The organism is Marilutibacter maris (assembly GCF_003233695.1).
In the GTDB taxonomy this organism is placed as follows: Bacteria; Pseudomonadota; Gammaproteobacteria; order Xanthomonadales; family Xanthomonadaceae; genus Marilutibacter; species Marilutibacter maris.
This window is the reverse complement of sequence record NZ_CP029843.1, coordinates 313,874-333,149: the sequence shown is the minus strand read 5'-3', so window position 1 is coordinate 333,149 and position 19,276 is coordinate 313,874. Positions and strand designations below refer to the sequence as shown.

Annotated in this window: 13 protein-coding genes; 5 read left to right on the top strand and 8 right to left on the bottom strand. The window is 71.2% G+C overall.

All coding sequences use genetic code 11. The features are described from left to right. The first annotated feature begins 37 nt into the window (after positions 1 to 37). Positions 38 to 658 (top strand): hypothetical protein, encoded by a 621-nt coding sequence (locus C9I47_RS01480; RefSeq protein WP_111265163.1) that lies wholly within the window; start codon positions 38 to 40, stop codon positions 656 to 658. Positions 659 to 1,336: 678 nt separating this feature from the next. After that, positions 1,337 to 3,229: a tRNA uridine-5-carboxymethylaminomethyl(34) synthesis enzyme MnmG gene (gene mnmG / locus C9I47_RS01475; protein ID WP_111265162.1), complete on the top strand. Its 1,893-nt coding sequence runs from the start codon at positions 1,337 to 1,339 to the stop codon at positions 3,227 to 3,229. A gap of 225 nt (positions 3,230 to 3,454) precedes the next feature. On the opposite strand, the gene C9I47_RS01470 is transcribed toward mnmG, so the two are convergent. The 5 genes from C9I47_RS01470 to glyQ all read right to left on the bottom strand — a co-directional run bounded on the left by C9I47_RS01470 (position 3,455) and on the right by glyQ (position 13,662). Then, positions 3,455 to 4,534, bottom strand: a complete 1,080-nt coding sequence (locus C9I47_RS01470; protein WP_190238570.1) for a winged helix DNA-binding domain-containing protein — start codon at positions 4,532 to 4,534, stop codon at positions 3,455 to 3,457. Beyond that, positions 4,534 to 8,373 (bottom strand): translocation/assembly module TamB domain-containing protein, encoded by a 3,840-nt coding sequence (locus C9I47_RS01465; RefSeq protein WP_111265160.1) that lies wholly within the window; start codon positions 8,371 to 8,373, stop codon positions 4,534 to 4,536. Before C9I47_RS01465 ends, C9I47_RS01470 begins: the two co-directional genes overlap by 1 nt. 2 nt (positions 8,374 to 8,375) lie before the next feature. Next, positions 8,376 to 10,133 (bottom strand): autotransporter assembly complex protein TamA, encoded by a 1,758-nt coding sequence (locus tag C9I47_RS01460; RefSeq protein WP_111265159.1) that lies wholly within the window; start codon positions 10,131 to 10,133, stop codon positions 8,376 to 8,378. Between the two features lie 392 nt (positions 10,134 to 10,525). Then, the gene (gene glyS, locus C9I47_RS01455; RefSeq protein WP_111265158.1) at positions 10,526 to 12,742 is read right to left on the bottom strand and encodes a glycine--tRNA ligase subunit beta; all 2,217 of its coding nucleotides are present in this window, start codon (positions 12,740 to 12,742) and stop codon (positions 10,526 to 10,528) included. Beyond that, positions 12,739 to 13,662 (bottom strand): glycine--tRNA ligase subunit alpha, encoded by a 924-nt coding sequence (glyQ, locus tag C9I47_RS01450; protein ID WP_111265157.1) that lies wholly within the window; start codon positions 13,660 to 13,662, stop codon positions 12,739 to 12,741. The genes glyS and glyQ overlap by 4 nt, the downstream gene beginning before the upstream one ends. Before the next feature lie 114 nt (positions 13,663 to 13,776). On the opposite strand from glyQ, the gene C9I47_RS01445 reads away from it, so the two are divergent. The 3 genes from C9I47_RS01445 to C9I47_RS01435 all read left to right on the top strand — a co-directional run bounded on the left by C9I47_RS01445 (position 13,777) and on the right by C9I47_RS01435 (position 17,303). After that, positions 13,777 to 15,585, top strand: coding sequence for a GspE/PulE family protein (locus tag C9I47_RS01445; RefSeq protein ID WP_111265156.1), 1,809 nt, complete (start codon positions 13,777 to 13,779; stop codon positions 15,583 to 15,585). Then, entirely contained in the window at positions 15,582 to 16,307 is a 726-nt protein-coding gene (locus tag C9I47_RS01440) for a glutamine amidotransferase (protein WP_111265155.1), read from the top strand. The genes C9I47_RS01445 and C9I47_RS01440 overlap by 4 nt, the downstream gene beginning before the upstream one ends. A gap of 93 nt (positions 16,308 to 16,400) precedes the next feature. Beyond that, on the top strand, positions 16,401 to 17,303 hold the full coding sequence (locus tag C9I47_RS01435; RefSeq protein WP_111265154.1) for a hypothetical protein: 903 nt from the start codon (positions 16,401 to 16,403) through the stop codon (positions 17,301 to 17,303). Here the strand turns inward: C9I47_RS01435 and C9I47_RS01430 are convergent. The 3 genes from C9I47_RS01430 to tatB are packed head-to-tail and all read right to left on the bottom strand — an operon-like array spanning position 17,300 to position 19,255. Next, positions 17,300 to 17,998, bottom strand: a complete 699-nt coding sequence (locus C9I47_RS01430; protein WP_111265153.1) for an RDD family protein — start codon at positions 17,996 to 17,998, stop codon at positions 17,300 to 17,302. The genes C9I47_RS01435 and C9I47_RS01430 overlap by 4 nt on opposite strands. Next, positions 17,995 to 18,789: a twin-arginine translocase subunit TatC gene (tatC, locus tag C9I47_RS01425; RefSeq protein WP_211371752.1), complete on the bottom strand. Its 795-nt coding sequence runs from the start codon at positions 18,787 to 18,789 to the stop codon at positions 17,995 to 17,997. Before tatC ends, C9I47_RS01430 begins: the two co-directional genes overlap by 4 nt. Continuing rightward, positions 18,773 to 19,255, bottom strand: a complete 483-nt coding sequence (gene tatB, locus C9I47_RS17390) for a Sec-independent protein translocase protein TatB (RefSeq protein ID WP_145985395.1) — start codon at positions 19,253 to 19,255, stop codon at positions 18,773 to 18,775. The genes tatC and tatB overlap by 17 nt, the downstream gene beginning before the upstream one ends. Positions 19,256 to 19,276 lie beyond the last annotated feature (21 nt).

Here is a 19,276-nt window from a genome sequence, read left to right as displayed (position 1 = left end):
GCCCATGGTGGCTGTGTACTGAATGGGGGGTTCCAACATGGCCCGCACATTGATTTTCCGTGTATTCGCTCCGGCGCTCGCGATCGCCCTGCTCGGCGGTTGCATCAGCGACTATGCCTACCGCGGCGACGGCGGCGGCTATTACTACGGCCGACCCTCGGTCGAGTACCGCTATTACGGCGGCTACGGCACGCCTTACGGCTACTCGCCCTACGGCTATTACCCGTACAGCTACTACTACCGGCCGTACTACCCGGGGTACCCGTACTACCCGCACCGGCCGCCGCATCACCGGCCGCCGCACCGGCACGACGACGACGGCGGCAAGCCACCGTGGCGCGACCTCGACCGGATCGACCGCGAACGCCGCGCCCGCAACGGCTCGCGGCCGCCGGTGGCGGTACCGCAATGGGATCGGGGCCCCACCACCGCGCCGCCGATGAGCCGTCCGTTGCCGCCGCGCCGCGGCACGCCTCCGCAGGCGGTACCGCGGCGGGCCAGTCCGCCGGCGACCAGCCAGCCGCCGCGGGTCCAGCCGCGGACGACCGCTCCGCCGCGGGTCCAGCCCAGGACGAGCGCGCCGCCGGTGAGCCGCCCGTCGGCACCGCGCGCGCGCGCCGTCGGCAACCGGCCGCGGGTCTCGGAACGCGAACTCTGACCCAAACCGCCGATACCGCGCGTCTGGCCGTGACGGCCGTCGCTTGACGTACTCACAGGGGCGGGCGCAAGCTAGCCCCGCCTGACCCGCAGCGTCGCATTGCGACGCAACATCGGTCAGGTGCAGCGCCGACGGTCGTCGGCGCACTGCTGCAAGCGTCGATGTCGGCGTCCGGCGAGGAATCACGGATCCCCCCTGTTCCGTCCCCGTCGGACGTCGGCGCCTTGCTCCTCCGCGTGCTCCCCGCCCTTTCGAACCGACGATGCCGATTGCACGGCGGGTGACGCTACGCGTCAGTACGGATTCCGGCGACGGGACTTGTCACGATCCAAGTCATCGGCCGCCGACGCGACCCGGAACCGCGAGGCATGCGAGGACAAAAAAAGGGCCGAACGTCCCCCGACATTCGGCCCTTTGCTTCCCCGGCGGGCACGTGGCCAGCCCCTGTTCCAATTCCGGCCGGCGCCTTGCGCCTGCCCCGTCGGGTGCATGAGTAACGATGCAGGATGCGTGCCAACCCTCGCCATCGTCGCCCAGGCGGCCGACGGCCGGGGCCTCACTGGCCTAGAATCCGCATCAGGAGCAGCGCCCGAGAGTACCGGGGGCCTGGCGAGGCCACGACGGCCGAGCCTGGTCACCGCGCGTGGCCGCATCTCCAGCAATCGAACAAGAGATCCGATGAGCAACGACTTCTTCCAGTACGACGTGATTGTGGTGGGTGGCGGCCACGCCGGCACCGAGGCCGCCCTGGCCGCGGCGCGTGCCGGTGCGCGCACGCTGCTGCTGACCCACAGCGTCGAGACGATCGGAGCGATGAGCTGCAATCCGGCGATCGGCGGCATCGGCAAGGGCCATCTGGTCAAGGAGATCGACGCACTGGGCGGGATCATGGCGCGCGCCGCCGATGCCGCCGGCATCCAGTGGCGCCGGCTCAACGCCAGCAAGGGGCCGGCGGTGCGCGCGACCCGCTGCCAGGCCGATCGCAATCTGTATCGCGCCTTCATCCGGCGCGCGGTCGAGAACCAGCCCGGACTGACCGTGTTCCAGGCCGCGGTCGACGACATCGTGTTCGCCGACAACGAGGCGGTGCGCACGGTGGTCACCCAGACCGGGCTGCGCTTCGAGGCGCCCGCGGTGGTCCTCACCGCCGGCACCTTCCTCGCCGGCAAGGTGCACGTCGGCGCCACCACCTACGCCGCCGGCCGCGCCGGCGATCCGCCCGCGGTCGCGCTGGCCGCGCGCCTGCGCGAGGGGCCGTTCGTGGTCGACCGGCTCAAGACCGGCACCCCGCCGCGCATCGACGGCCGCACCCTCGACTACGCGGCGATGGAGGAGCAGCCCGGCGACGATCCGCGCCCGGTGATGTCGTTCATCGGCTCCGACGCCGACCACCCGCGCCAGGTGTCGTGCTGGATCACCCATACCCGCGAGCGCACCCACGAGATCATCCGCGCCGCGCTGGACCGCAGCCCGCTGTACACCGGCCAGATCGAGGGTACCGGTCCGCGCTACTGCCCCTCGATCGAGGACAAGGTGGTGCGCTTCGCCGAGAAGGCCAGCCACCAGATCTTCGTCGAGCCCGAAGGCCTGGATGTCGCCGAGATCTACCCCAATGGCATCTCGACCTCGCTGCCGTTCGACGTGCAGCTGGAACTGGTGCGCAGCATCCGCGGATTCGAACGCGCGCACATCACCCGCCCCGGTTACGCGATCGAGTACGACTACTTCGATCCGCGCGGACTGAAGACCACCCTGGAGACCAAGACGGTTCCCGGGCTGTTCTTCGCCGGCCAGATCAACGGCACCACCGGCTACGAGGAGGCCGCGGCCCAGGGGCTGCTGGCCGGCCTCAATGCGGCGCGCTTCGTGCGCGGCGAGGGCGGCTGGTCGCCACGCCGCGACCAGGCCTATCTCGGCGTGCTGGTCGACGACCTGACCACGCACGGCACCAGCGAGCCGTACCGCATGTTCACCTCTCGCGCCGAATACCGCCTGCAACTGCGCGAGGACAACGCCGACCTGCGCCTGACCCCGACCGGTCGCGAGTCCGGCCTGGTCGACGACGCCCGCTGGGCGCGTTTCGAGGCCAAGCGCGAGGCGATCGCGCGCGAGAACGAACGCCTCGGCGCGCTGTGGGCGGCACCGAACAATCCGCTCGGGCGCGCGCTGACCGATGCGCTGGGTATCGAGCTCAGCCGCGAAACCAACGCCCGCGATCTGCTCAAGCGCCCCGAGCTGGACTACGCGAAGCTGGCGACGGTGAGCGGCATCGGCCCGGGCGTCGACGACGCCACGGTCGCCGAGCAGGTCGAGATCGAGGTGAAGTATTCCGGCTATCTCGATCGCCAGCGCGAGGAGATCGAACGCGCACGCCGTCACGAGGACACCGCGATCCCCGACCGTTTCGACTACGCCGGCGTGCGCGGGCTGTCGGCGGAAGTGCGGCAGAAGCTCGAACGCGTGCGCCCGCAGACCGTCGGCCAGGCCCAGCGCATCCCCGGCATGACCCCCGCGGCGATCTCGCTGTTGCTGGTCCACCTGACCCGCCAACGCCGCAGTCGGGTGGCGTGATTCCCGTACCCAGGACCGCCGCGGTCGCGGCGACGCAGGGTCCGTAGGAGCGATGGCCTTCTCTCGTAGGAGCGGCGTGAGCCGCGATCCCCAGGCTGCGCCCGGGAATCCCCAAAGTTTGCTGCGCAAACCTTGGGCCCCGCCGGTGCGCTCCCACACCCCCATTCGCGCTGCGCGCGAATCGCCCCCTGACTCAGGGGGCTGGGTCACGCCTCCACGCAGCTCCTACAGGGGGCCTGGGTTGCTCCAGAAGCCGGCGTGGCGCTGCGCTGCCGCCTGCATGGCGCGCGTTTCCGGGGCGCGCAGCCCGCGGAACAGGGTCGGCTCGAAGGCTTCCGATTGCGACCGCGGCCAGATGCCGGCAACGCGGTCGGCGACGATCACGCAAGGCTGGATGATGCCGTTGATCGTGAACACCTTGCGGTGATGTTCGGCATCCAGCACCGGCGTGCGGTCCTTGTAGCCGAGCAGGTACTCGTCGAACGCCGGCAACAGCAGCACCTCATCTTTCGCCCCGGTCGCCGCCCCGGTCTCTTCCTGCGACCGCCAGTACGGCGTGCCATCGGACTCGAACGCCTGCGCGCCCGAGCCGCGTAGCGCCGCCTGCGAATCCCTCAGCGTCAGCCCCGACCACCAGGCCAGGTCCTGGGCGGTCGCCGGACCGTGTCCGAGCAGGTAACGCCGCGCCAGCTCGGACAGCGCCTCCTCCCGCGACGGTGGCGACGACGCGGCTGGCGGCAGCCAGGCGTCCAGCCAGACGAAGCTGGGCTGGCGCCCCAGCCGCGGCCCCTGGCAGATCAGGCCTTCGTGGGCGAGCCGGTACAGGATGTGCAGACCGCGGCTGCTCGCGGTCGCGATCCCGGCCGCCTCCAGCGCCTGGTACAACGCCGGGCGCGGTACCGGCTCGCCGTCGCGCAGCACCCGTTCGAGCACCTGGCGGCTGTGCTTGAGCACCTTCGCGTCGAGGCCGTACTCGCGCTCGTGGCGGGCGTTGTCGCGCGCCTGCGCGCGCGGCGCCAGCAGCGCCTGCAGCCAGCGCACGTCCTCGGCGGCGACGAAGTGCAGGGTGCCGCGCATCGGCCAGGTGCGGACGATGCGCCGCGCCGATATCGCCGCCTCCACCTCCGCGGCGCTCCCCGCATCGGCCCGCAATCCGATCGCCCACAGCGCGGCGTTGTAGTCCTGCGCCTGTACCGCCAGCAGGCGCGTCACCGCCGCGTGCGGGTTCGCGGCCTTCACCGACGTCAGGTGCTGGGCGGCAAGGCGCGAATGCAGCAGGCCGGTGGTGGTCTTCGCGGCGGACATCATTTCTCCTTGCGCCAGTTCAACGAGGCCCGGTTCTCCTCGGTGCTGCTCTCGATCTCGACGTCGAAGCCCAGTCCGAGCAGGTACTTGAGGGTGAGCACGGTACCGCTGCCGACCAGCGACACGCCATAGCCGACGTACAGCCGCGGCGACAGCCGCTTGCCGAAACCGAACACGCTGCCGAGGGTGCGGCTCTCCATCGCGCCGGCATCGTCGAGGCCGATCTTGCTGCCCAGTTGCGAGGCCAGCACACTGCCGCCGGCGGCCAGCGCGGCATTGGCGGCGGTCAACTGCTCGCTTTCGGCGGAACTGGTGTTCGACAGCGGCCGCCCCAGGGTCAGGTAGGCGAGCGCGTCGGACTGGGTGGTGGCCGGGTCCGACCACACCTCCACGCTCGGCGCGCTGACCCGGCCGCCGATGTCGACGCCGGCGGTGACGTCGCCGATCTGGCGGGTCGCGCGGATGTCCAGCAATGGATCGGAGACCGGGTTGTTCGACCAGCCCAGCGAACCGCGCTTGATGGTCAGGTCCTGGCCGTAGGCCTTGTAGCGGCCGCCGACGTTGAGGGTGCCGTTGGCGAGCATTTCGCGACCGGGCCGCGCGCGCACCCGCATCTGGCCGCCGAGCCTGCCCTTGAGGCCGAAACCGTTCAGACGCACGTCGTCGCCGAGCACGATGCCGATGTCCAGATCCAGCGGCGATGCGCCGCCATCCTCGGGATCGGCCGGATCGAGCACGACCACGTCGTCCGACGCCGACACCCCGCCCTCCAGGTGTTCCAGCTCGATCCGCGCGCTGGGCACGGTGACCGTGCCGCTCGCGGTGATCGGTTCGCCGGCGGCGATCCGCACCCGCACGTCGGGACTGGCGACCGCGTGCAGGTCGCGGGTATCGGACACCAGCACGTTCTCGCCGTGCACGCGCAGTTCCAGCGGCGGTCCGCCATCGGTCCAGCCGAGCACGCCGTCGACCCGCAAATCGCCGCCGCCGGCATCGCCGTTGCCGCTGCCGATGCTGCCCTCGATGCGCGCGCTGCCGTCGCCCTGGGCGATCAGGCGCACGTCGCCGTCGTGCAGCAGCAGGCCCAGCGCGGGCACCTCGGTGCTGAACGCGCTCAGCCGCGCCTGGCCGCCCAGGCGCGGATCGCCCCGGGTGCCGGTCAATGCGATGCGGCCTTCCAGCAGTCCGCTGGGTTCGACGATGTCGGGCGAGAACAGTTCCAGCCAGACCAGTTCGTCGATGTTGAAGCTCAACGCGCCGTCCAGCGGCGAGTAGTCGTCCCAGCCGGTATTCAGCCTCGCGTCCAGGCGCCCGTCCTCGTTGATCACCGACCCCAGGGTCGCCTCGATCCGGCGCGGGTCGAAGCGCGCGTCCAGGCGCAGGTCGCGATAGTTCAGCGGCTCGCGCTCGCCGCGGCGGCGGAAGCGCGCGCCGCCGCTGGCCGAGCTGACCCGCACTTCGCCCTCCCAGGCGTTGCCGGCCGGCCTGAGCCGCGCATCGATCGCGATCTCGCCGCGCAGGAACCACGGCCGCCCGTCGGCGCGCTCGGGCAGGTAGCTCTCGACCAGGCTCAGCGGCAGGCCGTCGCCGTCGATGCTGGCGCCGCGCCGCGGCCAGTCCGCCTCCACGCACAGCGCGCCACCGACGCTGGCGCCGATGCAGCCGCGCTCGAGCCGTCCGTTGCGGCCGTCCCAGCCGAACGCGACCGCCTGTTGCAGCTGCCAGTCGGCCCCGCGCGCCGGCGCCAGCCGCAGCGTCGCCAGCCGTCCCTGCCAGCTGCCGCCGCGCTTGTCGGCCTGGCCGGACAGCGTCAGGGTGCCGATGCCGCCCTGCGCATTCGCGTCCAGCGCCAGCGCCTCGACCGCGCCGCGCGCATCGATCCGGACGCTGTCGAGTTCGAGCCCGGTCTGCAGGCCCGCCGCGCGCAGGGCCAGTTCGCCGCCGCTGCCGCGCCACGGCAAGCGCCCGCGCACGCTGAGGCTGTCGGCGCGGTAGTCGCCCCAGCTCAGGCCGCTGCCGTCGAGCTCGGCATTCACGTCCGGCGCGTTGCGGGCACCGCGCAAGGCCAGCGTCCCCTGCAGGGTGCCGGCGGCGTCGGGCAGCAGGTCGGCCAGGCGCAGCGGCTCGAACCGGGCATCGACCTCGAGCGTGTCGGCCAACCGCCCGCGCGCCTCGATCCGGCTGCCGCCCAGCGACAGCGCCAGCTCGCCCTCGTAGGCTTCGCCGTCGATCCGCAGCCGGCCGTTGCCGTCCAGCGCGCGCTCGCGCAGGCGGCCGCCGAGGTCCTCGATATCGACCGTCGCCTGCACGCCGGCATCGCCGAGGGTGCCGGTGCTGGCGAGACGGCCGTCGACCGCACCGCGCCAGTCGGCCAGGAAATAGCCCGGGTCGAAGCCGGCCAGGGTCGCACGCAGGTCCCATCCCGGTTCCGGCACCCAGGCCACCTCGCCGTCGATGTCGAGAGTGCCGGTCGGCATGCTCACCTCGAAGGTTTCCAGGCGCATGCGTTCGGCGTCGCCACGGCCGTCCAGGCGCACCCGCGCCTGTTCGCCGTCGCGGGCCAGCGTCGCCGAACCGATCGCGGCCCAGGCCTGCAGGGTGCCGGCGATGCCGAGGTCGGCGTCGGCGCTGATCGCCTGCGCCTGCGGCTCCTCCGCGGTCGCGCCGCCCCAGCGCAGGCCACGCGCATTGATCGCGAAACGGATGCGGCCGCGCTCGTCGGCGCCATCGGTCGGGTCGCTGAAGTCGGCCCGGCCGCGCGCGCTGATGCGGCCGTCGAACAGCTCCAGCAGCAGCGGCTCGGCCTCGATGACCTGGTTTTCCAGGCGCAGCTTCGACGGCAGGATGCGCGCGCTCAGTTCGCCCTGGCGGAACTCGCCCTCCACCGCCATCGCGCCACCGACACCGTCGACCGACAGGGTCGCGGCCAAGGGCGTCTCCGAGGGCGCCTCGCCGGCCAGCAGTGCCGGATCCAGCGCGCGCGCATCCGCGTGCAGGCGCCAGCGCGGGGTGTCGCGCCCCTGCAGGGTCAGCGTCGCCCGCAACGGTCCCGGCACCGCGCCGGCGATGCCGACGTCCATCTTCGCCAGGTCGCCATGCGCGACCACGCCGATCCGCGGCGGCGTGCGCCCGGCAGGTGCCGGCAGCACCGCGGTCGCGACCAGGTCGGTGCGGTAGTCGTCGCGCGGCAGGTAGTCGCCATGCACGCCGAAGCGGCCGCGGTCGCTGTCCACCTCCAACCGCTCCACGCTCAGCGCGCCGGGCCGCGCGCGCAGGCCGCCGCGCAGACGCCGCACCTCGATCAGCGCCTCGCCGGCGCGGGTCACCGTCAAGCCGTCGATCCGCACGTCGTCGGCTTCCAGCGCCAGCGGCGGCTCGATCTCCGGCAGCAACTCGGGCCACTGCGGCAGCTCGAACGGTTCGTCGCTCTGCGGCAGCTCCAGGGTCGCGCGCTCCAGCTGCAGCGCGTCCAGCCGCAGGGTGCGGCCGATCAACGGCTGGATCTCGGGGTCCAGGGTCACCCGCTCGGCGGTGAACACCAGTCCGTCCATCTCGAAGCGCACGTCGCGCAGGGTCATCGGCCCGGCAACCGGCCCCTCGGCCTCGCGCCAGCTCAGCGTGGCCTCGGCCGGCAGCCGCGCCACCACCTGGGCCAGCAGCAGGTCGCGGCCGCCGATCGTGGTCAGCAGCCAGTACAGCGCGGCCAGCAGCAGCACCGCCATCGCCACGACCAGCAGGCCGCCACGGATCGCCAGCCAGCGCATCCGTGCGCGTCGGCGCGCGCGCAGCTCGGCGATGCGGACCTCGTGCGGATCGGTGCGCTCGTCGGGGCTTGTCATGCTCACAGGTCCGCGCCGATGTTGAGATAGAACTGGTACGAGGAGTCCGGATCGTCCAGGCCCCTGGCGATGTCCAGGCGCAGCGGGCCGACCGGCGAGATCCAGCGCAGGCCGATGCCGACGCCGGTGTGCCAGTCCGGATCGTTGTCGAACGCGCTGCCGCTGTCGACGAACACCGCCGCGCCCCAGCTGTCGTTGAAGTAGTGCTCGTACTCGACGCTGCCGGTCAGCAACTTCTTGCCGCCGGTGTAGTAGCGGCCGTTGTCGGTCTCGATGCTCGGGCCGACCTCGTTGGTCGCATAGCCGCGGATGCTGCGGTCGCCGCCGGCGTAGTAGCGCAGGCTCGGCGGCATGCTGACCAGGTCGCCGGTGAAGGTGTGGCCGGCCTCGGCGCGGGCGATCAGGCGGTCGCGCTGGCCCAGGCCGCGGTACCAGCGCAGCGAGCCGTAGGCCTGGGCGAAGTTGGCGTCCGAGCCCAGCGATTCGGCGCCGGCCTTGAGCTCCACCACCGCCGATACCGCATTGCGCGGAAACAGGGTGTTGTCGGCGTTGACATAGGCCGCCCGCAGCGACGGGTAGGCGAAGGTCGCGAACTGGTAGTCGGGCAACGGCGCCAGCGCGCCGCCACCGTCGTCGGCGGTGAAGTAACGCCAGCGCTCGCGCAGCAGGTGCATCGACGCGGTCGCGGTCCAGTAGCGGTTGATCTGGCCGGTACGGCTGCCGACGAACTCTATCCGTCGCGAATCGATGTAGTCGCTCTGTTCGTCGACCAGCTGCCCCTTGACGATGTACCAGCCGTCGCGCCAGGCGAACGCGGGAATCCGGTACTGCGTGGTCACCGCCTTCTTGTACTGGGCCCAGTCGATCTGGGTGTTGAGCTTGTGGCCGCGGTCGTTGAGGTAGCGGCGTTCCAGCCCGAGCCGGATGCCGGGACCGTCAAGGGTGCTGTAGCTCACGCCGGCGGTGTAGATGCTGCGCTTGGCCGGGGTCAGGGTGACCTCGACCGGCACCCGGCCCTCGACCGCCTTGTCCGGCTGCGGCACGATGTCGACCGCGGCGAAGTAGTCCAGCCGCGACAGCGACTGGCGGAAGCGGTCGAGCTTGCCCTGGTGGTAGTAGCTGCCTTCTTCCCAATAGACCATCTGTTCGAGCAGCGACTGGCGGATGATCGGGTTCGGCTCCTGCGAGAAGCTGATCGGCCCCATGTCGTAGCGGCGCCCGCTCTCCCACACCAGATCGATGTCGGCGGCCTGCTCGGCGCGGGTGACCTCGACCCGGCGCGACAGGAAGTCGGCGTCGAAATAGCCGCGCTCGGCGAGCCGGCGGGTGATCCGCACCTTGCTCGCCTCGTAGGTCGGGTGCACGAAGCTCTCGCCGATCGCCGGCTTGAACGCGGCCAGGTCCTCCTTCAGATAGCGGTCGCGCGCGCCCTCGCCGATGATCGCGATGTCCGAGCGGCGCACCTTGACGGTCTCGCCGGGCTCGACCGTGATCGTCACCGACACCGTGCCGTTGTCGCGCTGGCGCTCGACCTCGATCTTCGGATCGTAGTAGCCGAACGGTTCCAGCGCCTTGCGCGTCTCGTCCTCGGCCTGGCGGACCAGATAGCCGACGCGACGCCCGCTCAGCTCCTCGCCCTTGGCGTCGACCAGCGACAACGCCAGCTCGACGTTCTCGGTCATCACCTCGTCGAGGCCCACCACGGTGACCTTGCCGACCCTGGCCGCGGACGCGGCGCCGGAGACGCCCATTGCGGCCATCGCGAACAGCGCGGCCAGCGCCGCGAGCGGGCGCGGGGGCGAGGAGGACCGGGCAACCGCGACCGGCGAACGTGAACAGGCAGACATGCGGCGAGAATACCGGTCAACCATCAAGCCTCCGTTAACGCAGACTGGCGGCAACCCCCCAGTACACCGGCAACGGCCTTTGCCGGCGCCGCTCCTACGTCAGTTGTCATGGCACCCCAGCCCCCTGAGTCAGGGGGCGATTCGTGCCGCAGGCACGAATGGGGGTGTGGAAGCGCAACGGCGGGGCCCAAGGTTTGCGCAGCAAACCTTGGGGATTCCCGGGCGCAGCCCGGGCGTCGCGGCTTACGACGCTCCTACGAAAAGCCGGGGCGGAGCGAAGAACACGCCGCCCGGCCCCCAAGGGTTCAGATCGACAGATGCTCGATCGCGGCGACGCTGCCCAGGCGCTCGCTCAGCCGCCGCAGCAGGGCCAGCCGGTTGCGGCGCACCGCCGGGTCGTCGGCGTTGACCATCACCGCGTCGAAGAACGCGTCGACCTGCGGCCGCACCCGTGCCATGTGGTTGAGCACGGTCACGTAGTCGCCCTTGCGCAGGGCCTCGGCGGTCTCGCCGTACAGCGCCTCGACCGCCTCGGCCAGGGCGCGCTCGGCCGGCTCGTTCATCAGCGCCGGGTCTTCCATCCCGGGCACCTCGATATCGGCCTTCTTCAGGATGTTGCCGATCCGCTTGTTGGCCGCCGCCAGCGCCTCGGCCTCCGGCAGCGCGGCGAAGGTGCCGACCGCGTCGATGCGGCGGTCGAAGTCGTACAGCGACTTCGGCTTCAATTCCGCTACCGCGTTGAAGTGCTGCGCCGGCACGCCCTTGTCGGCGTAGTAGCCGCGCAGGCGGTCGAGGATGAAGTCGTAGAGATCATTGGCCAGAGCATCAGCATTAGGCAGGAACATGCCGCCTGATTGATTATCAGCCAGCTTTACGCCCTTTCTTTCGGCGTCTTCCGCATCTTTTTGTTGCTTCTCGGCAGCAGCATGCAGCAAAGCAGTAGAGGCATGAGCTGCGGATACCCTCATGAGCTCGGTGATGTCCACATCAAACCCGCTCTCGATCACCGTCCGCGCCAGCCCCAGCGCGTTGCGGCGCAGCGCGAACGGGTCCTTGTTGCCGGTCGGCCTGAGTCCGGCGGCGAAACCGCCGGCCAGGGTGTCCAGGCGCTCGGCGATCGCCAGCACCTTGCCGGCCGGCGACAGCGCGATGTCGTCGCCGCCGAAGCGCGGGCGGTAGGCCTCGTCGATCGCGTCGGCGACCGCGACCCGGTCGTCGTGGGCCAGGTCGTCCAGGGCGGCGTCCTGCATCGCGTAGTAGCGGCCGGCGATGCCCTGCAGTTCCGGGAACTCGTTGACCATGCGCGATTGCAGGTCGTTCTTCGACAGCTCGGCGGCGCGTCGGGTCAGCGCCGGATCGGCACCGACCTGCGGCGCGATCGCCTCCGCCAGCGCGGCCACCCGCGCGACCTTGTCGGCGACGCTGCCCAGCTTGGCCTGATAGGTGACCTGCTTCAGGCCCTCGCCCATCGCCGCCAGGCCCTGCTTCATGTCCTCGACGAAGAAGAACTTGGCGTCGGCGAAGCGCGGACGGATCACCCGCTCGTAGCCCTTGCGGACCTCGGCCTCGTCGTTCGACTCGATGTTGGCGATGCCGACGAAGTGCTCCGACAGCCTGCCGTCGCTGTCCAGCAGCGGGAAGAACTTCTGGTTGGCCTCCATCGTCGCCACCAGCGCCTCGGCCGGCACCGCCAGAAACTCCGGCTCGAAGCCGCAGCGCACCGCCTTCGGCCATTCGACCAGGCCGTTGACCTCTTCCAGGTTGCCGGCGTCGATGCGGGCGCTGCCGCCGACCGCCTTCGCCTCGGCCTCGACCCCCGCGACGATGCGCGCGCGGCGCTCGTCCGGATCGACCAGCACCTTGGCGCCGCGCAGCGATTCGACGTAGTCGTCGGGGGTGCTGAACCAGACCGGCTTGTCGTGCATGAAGCGGTGGCCGCGACTCATGCGGTCGCTGCGCACGCCCATCAGTTCGGCGTCGACCACGTCCTTGCCCAGCAGCACCACCAGCCAGTGCACCGGGCGGGCGAAGCCGTAGTCGTGACCGCCCCAGCGCATCGGCTTGGGGATCGGCATCGCCGCGATCGCCTCGCGCAGGATTTCCGGCAGCAGCGCATCGGTGCGCGCGCCCGGCTGCACCGAGCGGTGGACGAAGCGCTCGCCCTTGTTGTCGCTGGTACGCTCCAGCGCCTGCCAGTCGACCCCGGCCTTGGCCGCGAAACCCTGCAGCGCGCGGGTGGGCTGGCCGTCGGCGTCGAGGGCGATGTTCAGATACGGGCCGAGCACCTCGTTGCGCTGCTCCGGCTGTTCGGCGGCCACGCCCGGCAACAGCACCGCGAGCCGGCGCGGGGTGTACAGCGGCCGCGCGTCGTCGCCATCGACCTCGATGCCGCGCTTGCGCAGGCCCTCGACGACGCCGTCGAAGAACGCCCGCGCCAGCCCCGGCAGGGCCTTGACCGGCAGTTCCTCGGTGCCCAGCTCGACGAGCAGGGGCCGCTTGTGCTGTGCCTGGGGCGCGCTCATGCCGCCACCTCCTTGTCGCTCGCGGCCCGCCCCAACCCGGGGAAACCAAGCTTCTCGCGCTGGGCGTGATAGGCCTCGGCCACGCCCTGGGCGATCTTGCGCACCCGCAGGATGTAGCGCTGGCGTTCGGTGACGCTGATCGCGCGGCGCGCATCGAGCAAGTTGAAGCTGTGGCTGGCCTTGCAGACCTGGTCGTAGGCCGGCAGCGGCAGCTGCAGTTCGATCAGACGCTGCGCCTCGGCCTCGCAGGCGTCGAAGCGGTGGAACAGTTCGGCGACGTCGGCATGCTCGAAGTTGTAGGCGCTCTGCTCGACCTCGTTCTGGTGGTAGACGTCGCCGTAGCTGACCGGGCGGCCGTCGGGACCGTGGGTCCAGACCAGGTCGTAGACGTTGTCGACGTTCTGCAGGTACATGGCCAGGCGTTCGAGACCGTAGGTGATCTCACCCAGCACCGGCCGGCACTCCAGGCCGCCGGCCTGCTGGAAATAGGTGAACTGGGTCACTTCCATGCCGTTGAGCCAGACCTCCCAGCCCAGGCCCCAGGCGCCGAGGGTCGGCGACTCCCAGTTGTCCTCGACCAGGCGCAGGTCGTGCACCAGCGGATCCAGGCCCAGCGCCTTCAACGAGTCGAAGTACAGCTCGACGATGTTGTCGGGCGAGGGCTTCATCGCCACCTGGTACTGGTAGTAGTGCTGCAGGCGGTTGGGGTTCTCGCCGTAGCGGCCGTCGGTCGGACGGCGGCAGGGCTGCACGTAGGCCGCGTTCCACGGCTCCGGGCCCAGCGCGCGCAGGAAGGTCGCCGGGTGGAAGGTGCCGGCGCCGACCTCGAGGTCGAGCGGCTGGATCAGCAGGCAGCCCTGGCCGGCCCAGTACGCGTTGAGGCGCTGGATGAGTTCCTGGAAGGTCGGGGCTTGTGACATGCAGACAGGGGCGCGGCAGGAGGGCGCGCTAGTATAGCGACCCCCACCCGCACGCCGCGTCCGCCGCGATGCCGGCGGCGATCGCGCAACCGCACACCGGCTCGGAAGCCCCAGATGACCCGCACGCAGCCCAGTCACGCCCCGTCCACGCCAAACGGCTCGCGCCTGCCCCCCGGGCGGCTGACCCTGGAACGGGTCGCCGCGGCCCTGGTCGAGGACGGCCTGGTCGTCGCCGAGGACGTCGAGCGCGTGCAGTTGCCCGGCCACGCCCGCCACGCCAGCGAGGTGCATCCGCTGGTGCTGCTGGCGGGCATGAAGCTGCAGTCGGGCGAGGCGGCCGGGGCCGAACTGACCCTGGAACGGCTGACCCAGTGGCTGGCCGAGGTCAGCGGCCACCGCTACCTGCGCATCGACCCGACCCGGGTCGACGTCGCCTCCGCCACCGCGGTGGTCTCGCACGCCTATGCGCGACGCCACCGGATCCTGCCGCTGGCGGTGACCGCGGAGCGGGTGCTGGTCGCGACCAGCGAGCCGAACGCGACCGCGTGGCTGGAGGACGTGTGCCACCTGACCCGCCGCGAGGTCGAACTGGCGGTGGTCAATCCGCTCGACCTGCACCGCTACACGATGGAGTTCTTCGGCGTCAGCCGCTCGGTGCGCGGCGCCGACGACGGCCAGCAGGCGAACAAGGGCATGCCCAGCTTCGAGCAATTGGTCGAGCTGGGCCGGGTCGGCGAGGTCGGCGCCGACGACCAGCACATCGTCCACATCGTCGACTGGCTGCTGCAGTACGCGCACGAACAACGCGCCTCCGACATCCACATGGAACCGCGGCGCTCGGTCGGCCGGGTGCGCTTCCGCATCGACGGGGTGATGCACAAGGTGTTCGAGATGCCGCCGCCGGTGATGACCGCGGCGATCAGCCGGATCAAGGTGCTCGGCCGCATGGACCTGGGCGAGCGGCGGCGCCCGCAGGACGGCCGCATCAAGACCCGCTCGCCGGGCGGGCGCGAGGTCGAGATGCGCCTGTCGACGATGCCGACCGCGTTCGGCGAGAAGTGCGTGATGCGCCTGTTCGACCCGGACACCGCGCTCAAGGGCATCGACCAGCTCGGCTTCAGCGCCACCGAGGCGGCGGGCTGGAACGCGCTGGTGCAGCGCCCGCACGGGATCGTCCTGGTCACCGGTCCGACCGGCTCGGGCAAGACCACCACCCTGTACGCGACCCTCAAGCAGCTGGCCACCGACGACGTCAACGTCTGCAGCGTCGAGGACCCGATCGAGATGATCGCGCCGGAGCTGAACCAGATGCAGGTGCAGCCGGCGATCGACCTGGACTTCGCCAGCGGTGTGCGCACCCTGCTGCGACAGGATCCGGACATCATCATGATCGGCGAGATCCGCGACCTGGAGACCGCGCAGATGGCGGTGCAGGCGGCGCTGACCGGCCACCTGGTGCTGTCGACCCTGCACACCAACGACGCACCGTCGGCGGTGACCCGCCTGCTCGATCTGGGCGTGCCGCACTACCTGATCGCCTCGACCCTCAACGGCGTGCTCGCGCAACGCCTGGTGCGGACCCTGTGCCCGCATTGCAAGCATCCCGAAGCGCTGGACGCCGGCGCCTGGTCGCCGCTGCTGGGCAGCGGCGCGACGATACCGGCGGACGCGACCCCGCACGCGGCCGACGGCTGTCTGGAGTGCCGCAAGACCGGCTACCTCGGCCGGGTCGGCCTGTACGAACTGCTGACCCTGACCCCGGGCCTGCGCGCGATGGTGCGCCCGGACATGGACCTGGACACGTTCACCGCCGCCGCGGTCGACGAGGGCCTGCGCCCGCTGCGAACCGCCGGCGCGGAAAAGGTCGCCCAGGGTTTGACTACAATCGCCGAAGTCGTCTCCGTCCTGCCCCCGACCGAATGAGCCCCCCGTTCCTGATCATCGAGACCGGCCAGCCGGTCGCTTCGCTGCGCCGCCATCGCGGCTTTCCGCACTGGATCCGGGTCGCCGCCGGGCTGCGTCCGGACGACGCGGTGGCGGTCAATGTCGAAGCCGGCGACGCGCTGCCGACGCACGCGGGCTTCGCCGGCGTGATCGTGAGCGGATCGGCGGCGATGGTCAGCGATCGCGCCGACTGGAGCGAGCGCAGCGCGGCCTGGCTCGGCGAGGCCGCGCAGGCCGGGGTGCCGGTGTTCGGCATCTGCTACGGACACCAGCTGCTGGCCCACGCCCTCGGCGGCGAGGTCGGCGATCACCCCGGCGGCCGCGAGATGGGCACGGTCGAGATCCGCAAGGCCGCGCCGGCCGCCGACGACCCGCTGTTCGGGCCGTTGCCGGATGCGTTCCCGGCCCAGGTCACCCACCTGCAGAGCGTGCTGCGCGTGCCCGACGGCGCCAGCGTGCTGGCCGACAACGGTCACGAGCCCTGCCACGCGTTCCGCTGGGGCGACCGCGCCTGGGGCGTGCAGTTCCATCCCGAGTTCAGCGCCACCCACATGCGCGGCTACGTCCGCGCGCGTCAGGTCGCGCTCGCGCGCGAGGGCCACGACCCGGCCGCGATCCTCGGCGGCGTCGGCGCGACGCCGCAGGCGCGGCGGGTGCTGCGCCGCTTCGTCCATCATGCCCGCCATCTGCAACGAGGCTGAGCGGCCCCCGTCAAGGTTCGCGACGACACGATCGGCTAGCATCCGTCTGCCGGTGCGGCCCCGCACCGCTCCCCCTCATCGACACGCATTGCAATGACCACACACGCAACCGGACCGCTCGCCGGTCTGTCCTGGCTCGTCCGCGGCATCAACCTGGGCTACCGCAACGCCCGCGCGATCTTCGGCGCCGCCGCCATCGTGATGATGCTGAGCCTGGTGCCGAACCTGCTGCAAGTGTTGGCGCAGGCGCTGTTCCAGCCCGGCGGATCGGGCAGCACCATCATCGCCGCGCTGACGACCGTACTGTCGATCGTGATCATGTCGCCGGCGATCGGCGGCTACCTGCGCCTGATCGATGCCAGCGAACACGGCCTACCGGTGCACGCCAGCGACATCCTGCAGCCGTTCGCCCGCGGCGGCGGCGCGTTCCAGCTGATCGGCTTCGGCATGCTGATGACGCTGGCCTGCGTCGCGATCGCGCTGGCGGTGCTCTCCCAGTTCGGCAATGGCGTCGGCGAGTGGTACATGCAGATGGTCGAGCTGTCCCGCCAGAAGGGCCAGATCGATCCCGACTCCGTCCCGCAGTTGCCGGACGGCATCGGCCCGTTGGTCGGCATCGGCTCGGTGATCGGCGTGGTGCTGAGCGGGATCTACGCGATCGGCTTCGGCCAGGTCGCGCTGGGGCGGCGCAGCATCGGCGCCGCGATCGGCGACGCCGTGACCGGAACGCTGAAGAACCTGCTGCCGATGGCGGTGCTGGCGATCGTCGCCTTCCTCGGCTCGATGGTCCTGCTGGTGGTGCTGACCCTGGTGGTCGGCCTGGCCGGCGGGATCGCGGCGATGATCCACCCCAGCCTGATGCTCGTGGTCGTGCTGCCGCTGTACCTGGCGCTGCTGCTGGCCCTGCACGTGGTGATGTTCGGGGTGATGTACTACTTCTGGCGCGATGTCTGCGGCGACGGCACGCCGCCCCGCGACGACCAGGTCGCGGTCTAGCCGATGGGGCCCAGCGCCGCTTCCAGCGCCTGCAGGGCCAGCCGCGAAAAGGCGACGACCAGCGCCACGCACACCACGACCCCCAGCAGCACCTGCAGCAGCACCCAGCCCAGGGCCCAGCGCGGCAACGGCCGCTCGGGCGACCGGGCCCGCACCCGGGTGGCGCTGACCCGATCGTGCAGGGCGAGGTGGTGCGGCGGCGCCATCGCCATCATGTGCCCGAGATTCAGGCTCAGCCACGACAGCGCACTGGCGAGGTAGCGCGCCAGCGCACGCAGCGGCCCCAGCGCGCGGCCCTGGCCATCGACGACCTCCAGTCCGAGCACCCGCTTGCCCGGGGTCGCGCGCCAGCCCGTGGATTCAGCCGCCACCTGGTAGACCAGCCCGGCGACGACATAGCCGACCAGCACCGGCAGGCCCATGCGCACCAGGTCCGCGGCCAGCGCCAGGGTCGTCGCGCGGATCTGCGGGTCGGCCAGCAGCCGCGGCGTCAGCGCCAGCGCCGGCAGGCCCTCGTTGAGGCCGCGGTCGAGATGGGTGTAACCGCCGATCAGCAGTTGCAGCAGGTGATCGTCGAAGGCCGACGCCGCGGCCCGCACGCGGGCGGCCACGAACGGCACGATCGCCACGCAGATCAGGGCCGCATCCAGCGACCAGGCCACATAGCGCGGCCAGAACCGGGCCGGCGCGGTCATGAATCCTGCGCGCGGTCGCCCGGTGTGAGCCAGCGCGAGGCGAGGATGCCCAGCTCGTACAGCAGCATCATCGGGATCGCCAGCATCAACTGCGAGATCACGTCCGGCGGGGTCACGATCGCGGCGATCACGAACACGCCGACGATCGCGTAGCCGCGTCCCTGCTTCATCTGCTCGGGGGTGACCCAGCCCAGCAGCGACAGGATCACCAGCGCGACCGGCAGCTCGAAGCTCAGTCCGAAGGCGAGGAAGATCACCAGTACGAAATCGAGGTAGGCGTTGATGTCGGTCATCATCGCCACCCCTTCCGGGGTGATGCCGGTCAGGAAGCCGAACACCGTCGGCAGCACCAGGAAATAGGCGAACGCGCAGCCGGCGTAGAACAGGGTCACCGCCGATGCCAGCAGCGGCAGCGCCAATCGCTTCTCGCGCTGGTACAGGCCCGGCGCGACGAACGCCCAGGCCTGGTACAGCAGCCACGGCATCGCCAGCACCAGGGCGACGAAGAAGGCCAGCTTGAGCGGGGCGAAGAACGGCGAGGCGACCTCGACCGCGATCATGTGGGCGCCCTCGGGCAGCTTGGCCACCAACGGCGCCGCCAGCCAGGCGTACAGCTTGTGCGAGAACGGCAGGGTGACCAGCACCGCCGCGAGCAGGCCGAGCACGCCGCGCAGCAGGCGGCTGCGCAACTCGATCAGGTGATCGAGCAGGCGCGGCTCCTCGGCCTCGGCGGCGGCGTTGGACGCCGGCGGGGCTCCGGTCGCGGCATCCGGGTCAGGCGCGCGGTGCATGCTCATCGCCTGTGTCGGGGGCGGCCGCGCCGGTCTCGCCGTCCTCCTCGCGCCCGGAATCGGATGCCGGAGCCGCGGCGTCCTCGACTGCGGCGTCCTCGACTGCGGCGTCGTCGCGACGACGGCGATCGGAGGCGTCGACGAGGTTGTCGGCGTGGCTGTCGACCGGATCGGCCGCGCGTCGGTCAGGGTCCATCGATTCGAAATCCCGCTTCAACGAAGCGCCGCTGTCGTGCAGGCGCTGGCCGGCCTCGCGCAGGTCGTCGCGGGCGTCGAGCAGGCTGCGCCTGAGCTCCTCGTCGGCCAGCTCGCGTTCGAACTCCGACCGCACCGAATACCACTGCGCGCGCGCGCGACGCACCCACAGGCCGGCGAAGCGCGCGGCCCTGGGCAGGCGTTCGGGGCCGAGCACGAGCAGGGCCACGACCGCGATCACGAAGATCTCGGAAAAACCGATGTCGAACATGGCCGGTCGGCGGGTGCGGGA

Bases quoted from the DNA above. Each gene is read 5' to 3' on its own strand.
- C9I47_RS01470 (WP_190238570.1), bottom strand. From the start codon at position 4,534: ATGTCCGCCGCGAAGACCACCACCGGCCTGCTGCATTCGCGCCTTGCC.
- C9I47_RS01440 (WP_111265155.1), top strand. From the start codon at position 15,582: ATGAGCCCCCCGTTCCTGATCATCGAGACCGGCCAGCCGGTCGCTTCG.
- C9I47_RS01480 (WP_111265163.1), top strand. From the start codon at position 38: ATGGCCCGCACATTGATTTTCCGTGTATTCGCTCCGGCGCTCGCGATC.
- C9I47_RS01465 (WP_111265160.1), bottom strand. From the start codon at position 8,373: ATGACAAGCCCCGACGAGCGCACCGATCCGCACGAGGTCCGCATCGCC.
- C9I47_RS01435 (WP_111265154.1), top strand. From the start codon at position 16,401: ATGACCACACACGCAACCGGACCGCTCGCCGGTCTGTCCTGGCTCGTC.
- glyS (WP_111265158.1), bottom strand. From the start codon at position 12,742: ATGAGCGCGCCCCAGGCACAGCACAAGCGGCCCCTGCTCGTCGAGCTG.
- mnmG (WP_111265162.1), top strand. From the start codon at position 1,337: ATGAGCAACGACTTCTTCCAGTACGACGTGATTGTGGTGGGTGGCGGC.
- C9I47_RS01430 (WP_111265153.1), bottom strand. From the start codon at position 17,998: ATGACCGCGCCGGCCCGGTTCTGGCCGCGCTATGTGGCCTGGTCGCTG.
- C9I47_RS01445 (WP_111265156.1), top strand. From the start codon at position 13,777: ATGACCCGCACGCAGCCCAGTCACGCCCCGTCCACGCCAAACGGCTCG.
- tatB (WP_145985395.1), bottom strand. From the start codon at position 19,255: ATGTTCGACATCGGTTTTTCCGAGATCTTCGTGATCGCGGTCGTGGCC.
- C9I47_RS01460 (WP_111265159.1), bottom strand. From the start codon at position 10,133: ATGGCCGCAATGGGCGTCTCCGGCGCCGCGTCCGCGGCCAGGGTCGGC.
- tatC (WP_211371752.1), bottom strand. From the start codon at position 18,789: ATGCACCGCGCGCCTGACCCGGATGCCGCGACCGGAGCCCCGCCGGCG.
- glyQ (WP_111265157.1), bottom strand. From the start codon at position 13,662: ATGTCACAAGCCCCGACCTTCCAGGAACTCATCCAGCGCCTCAACGCG.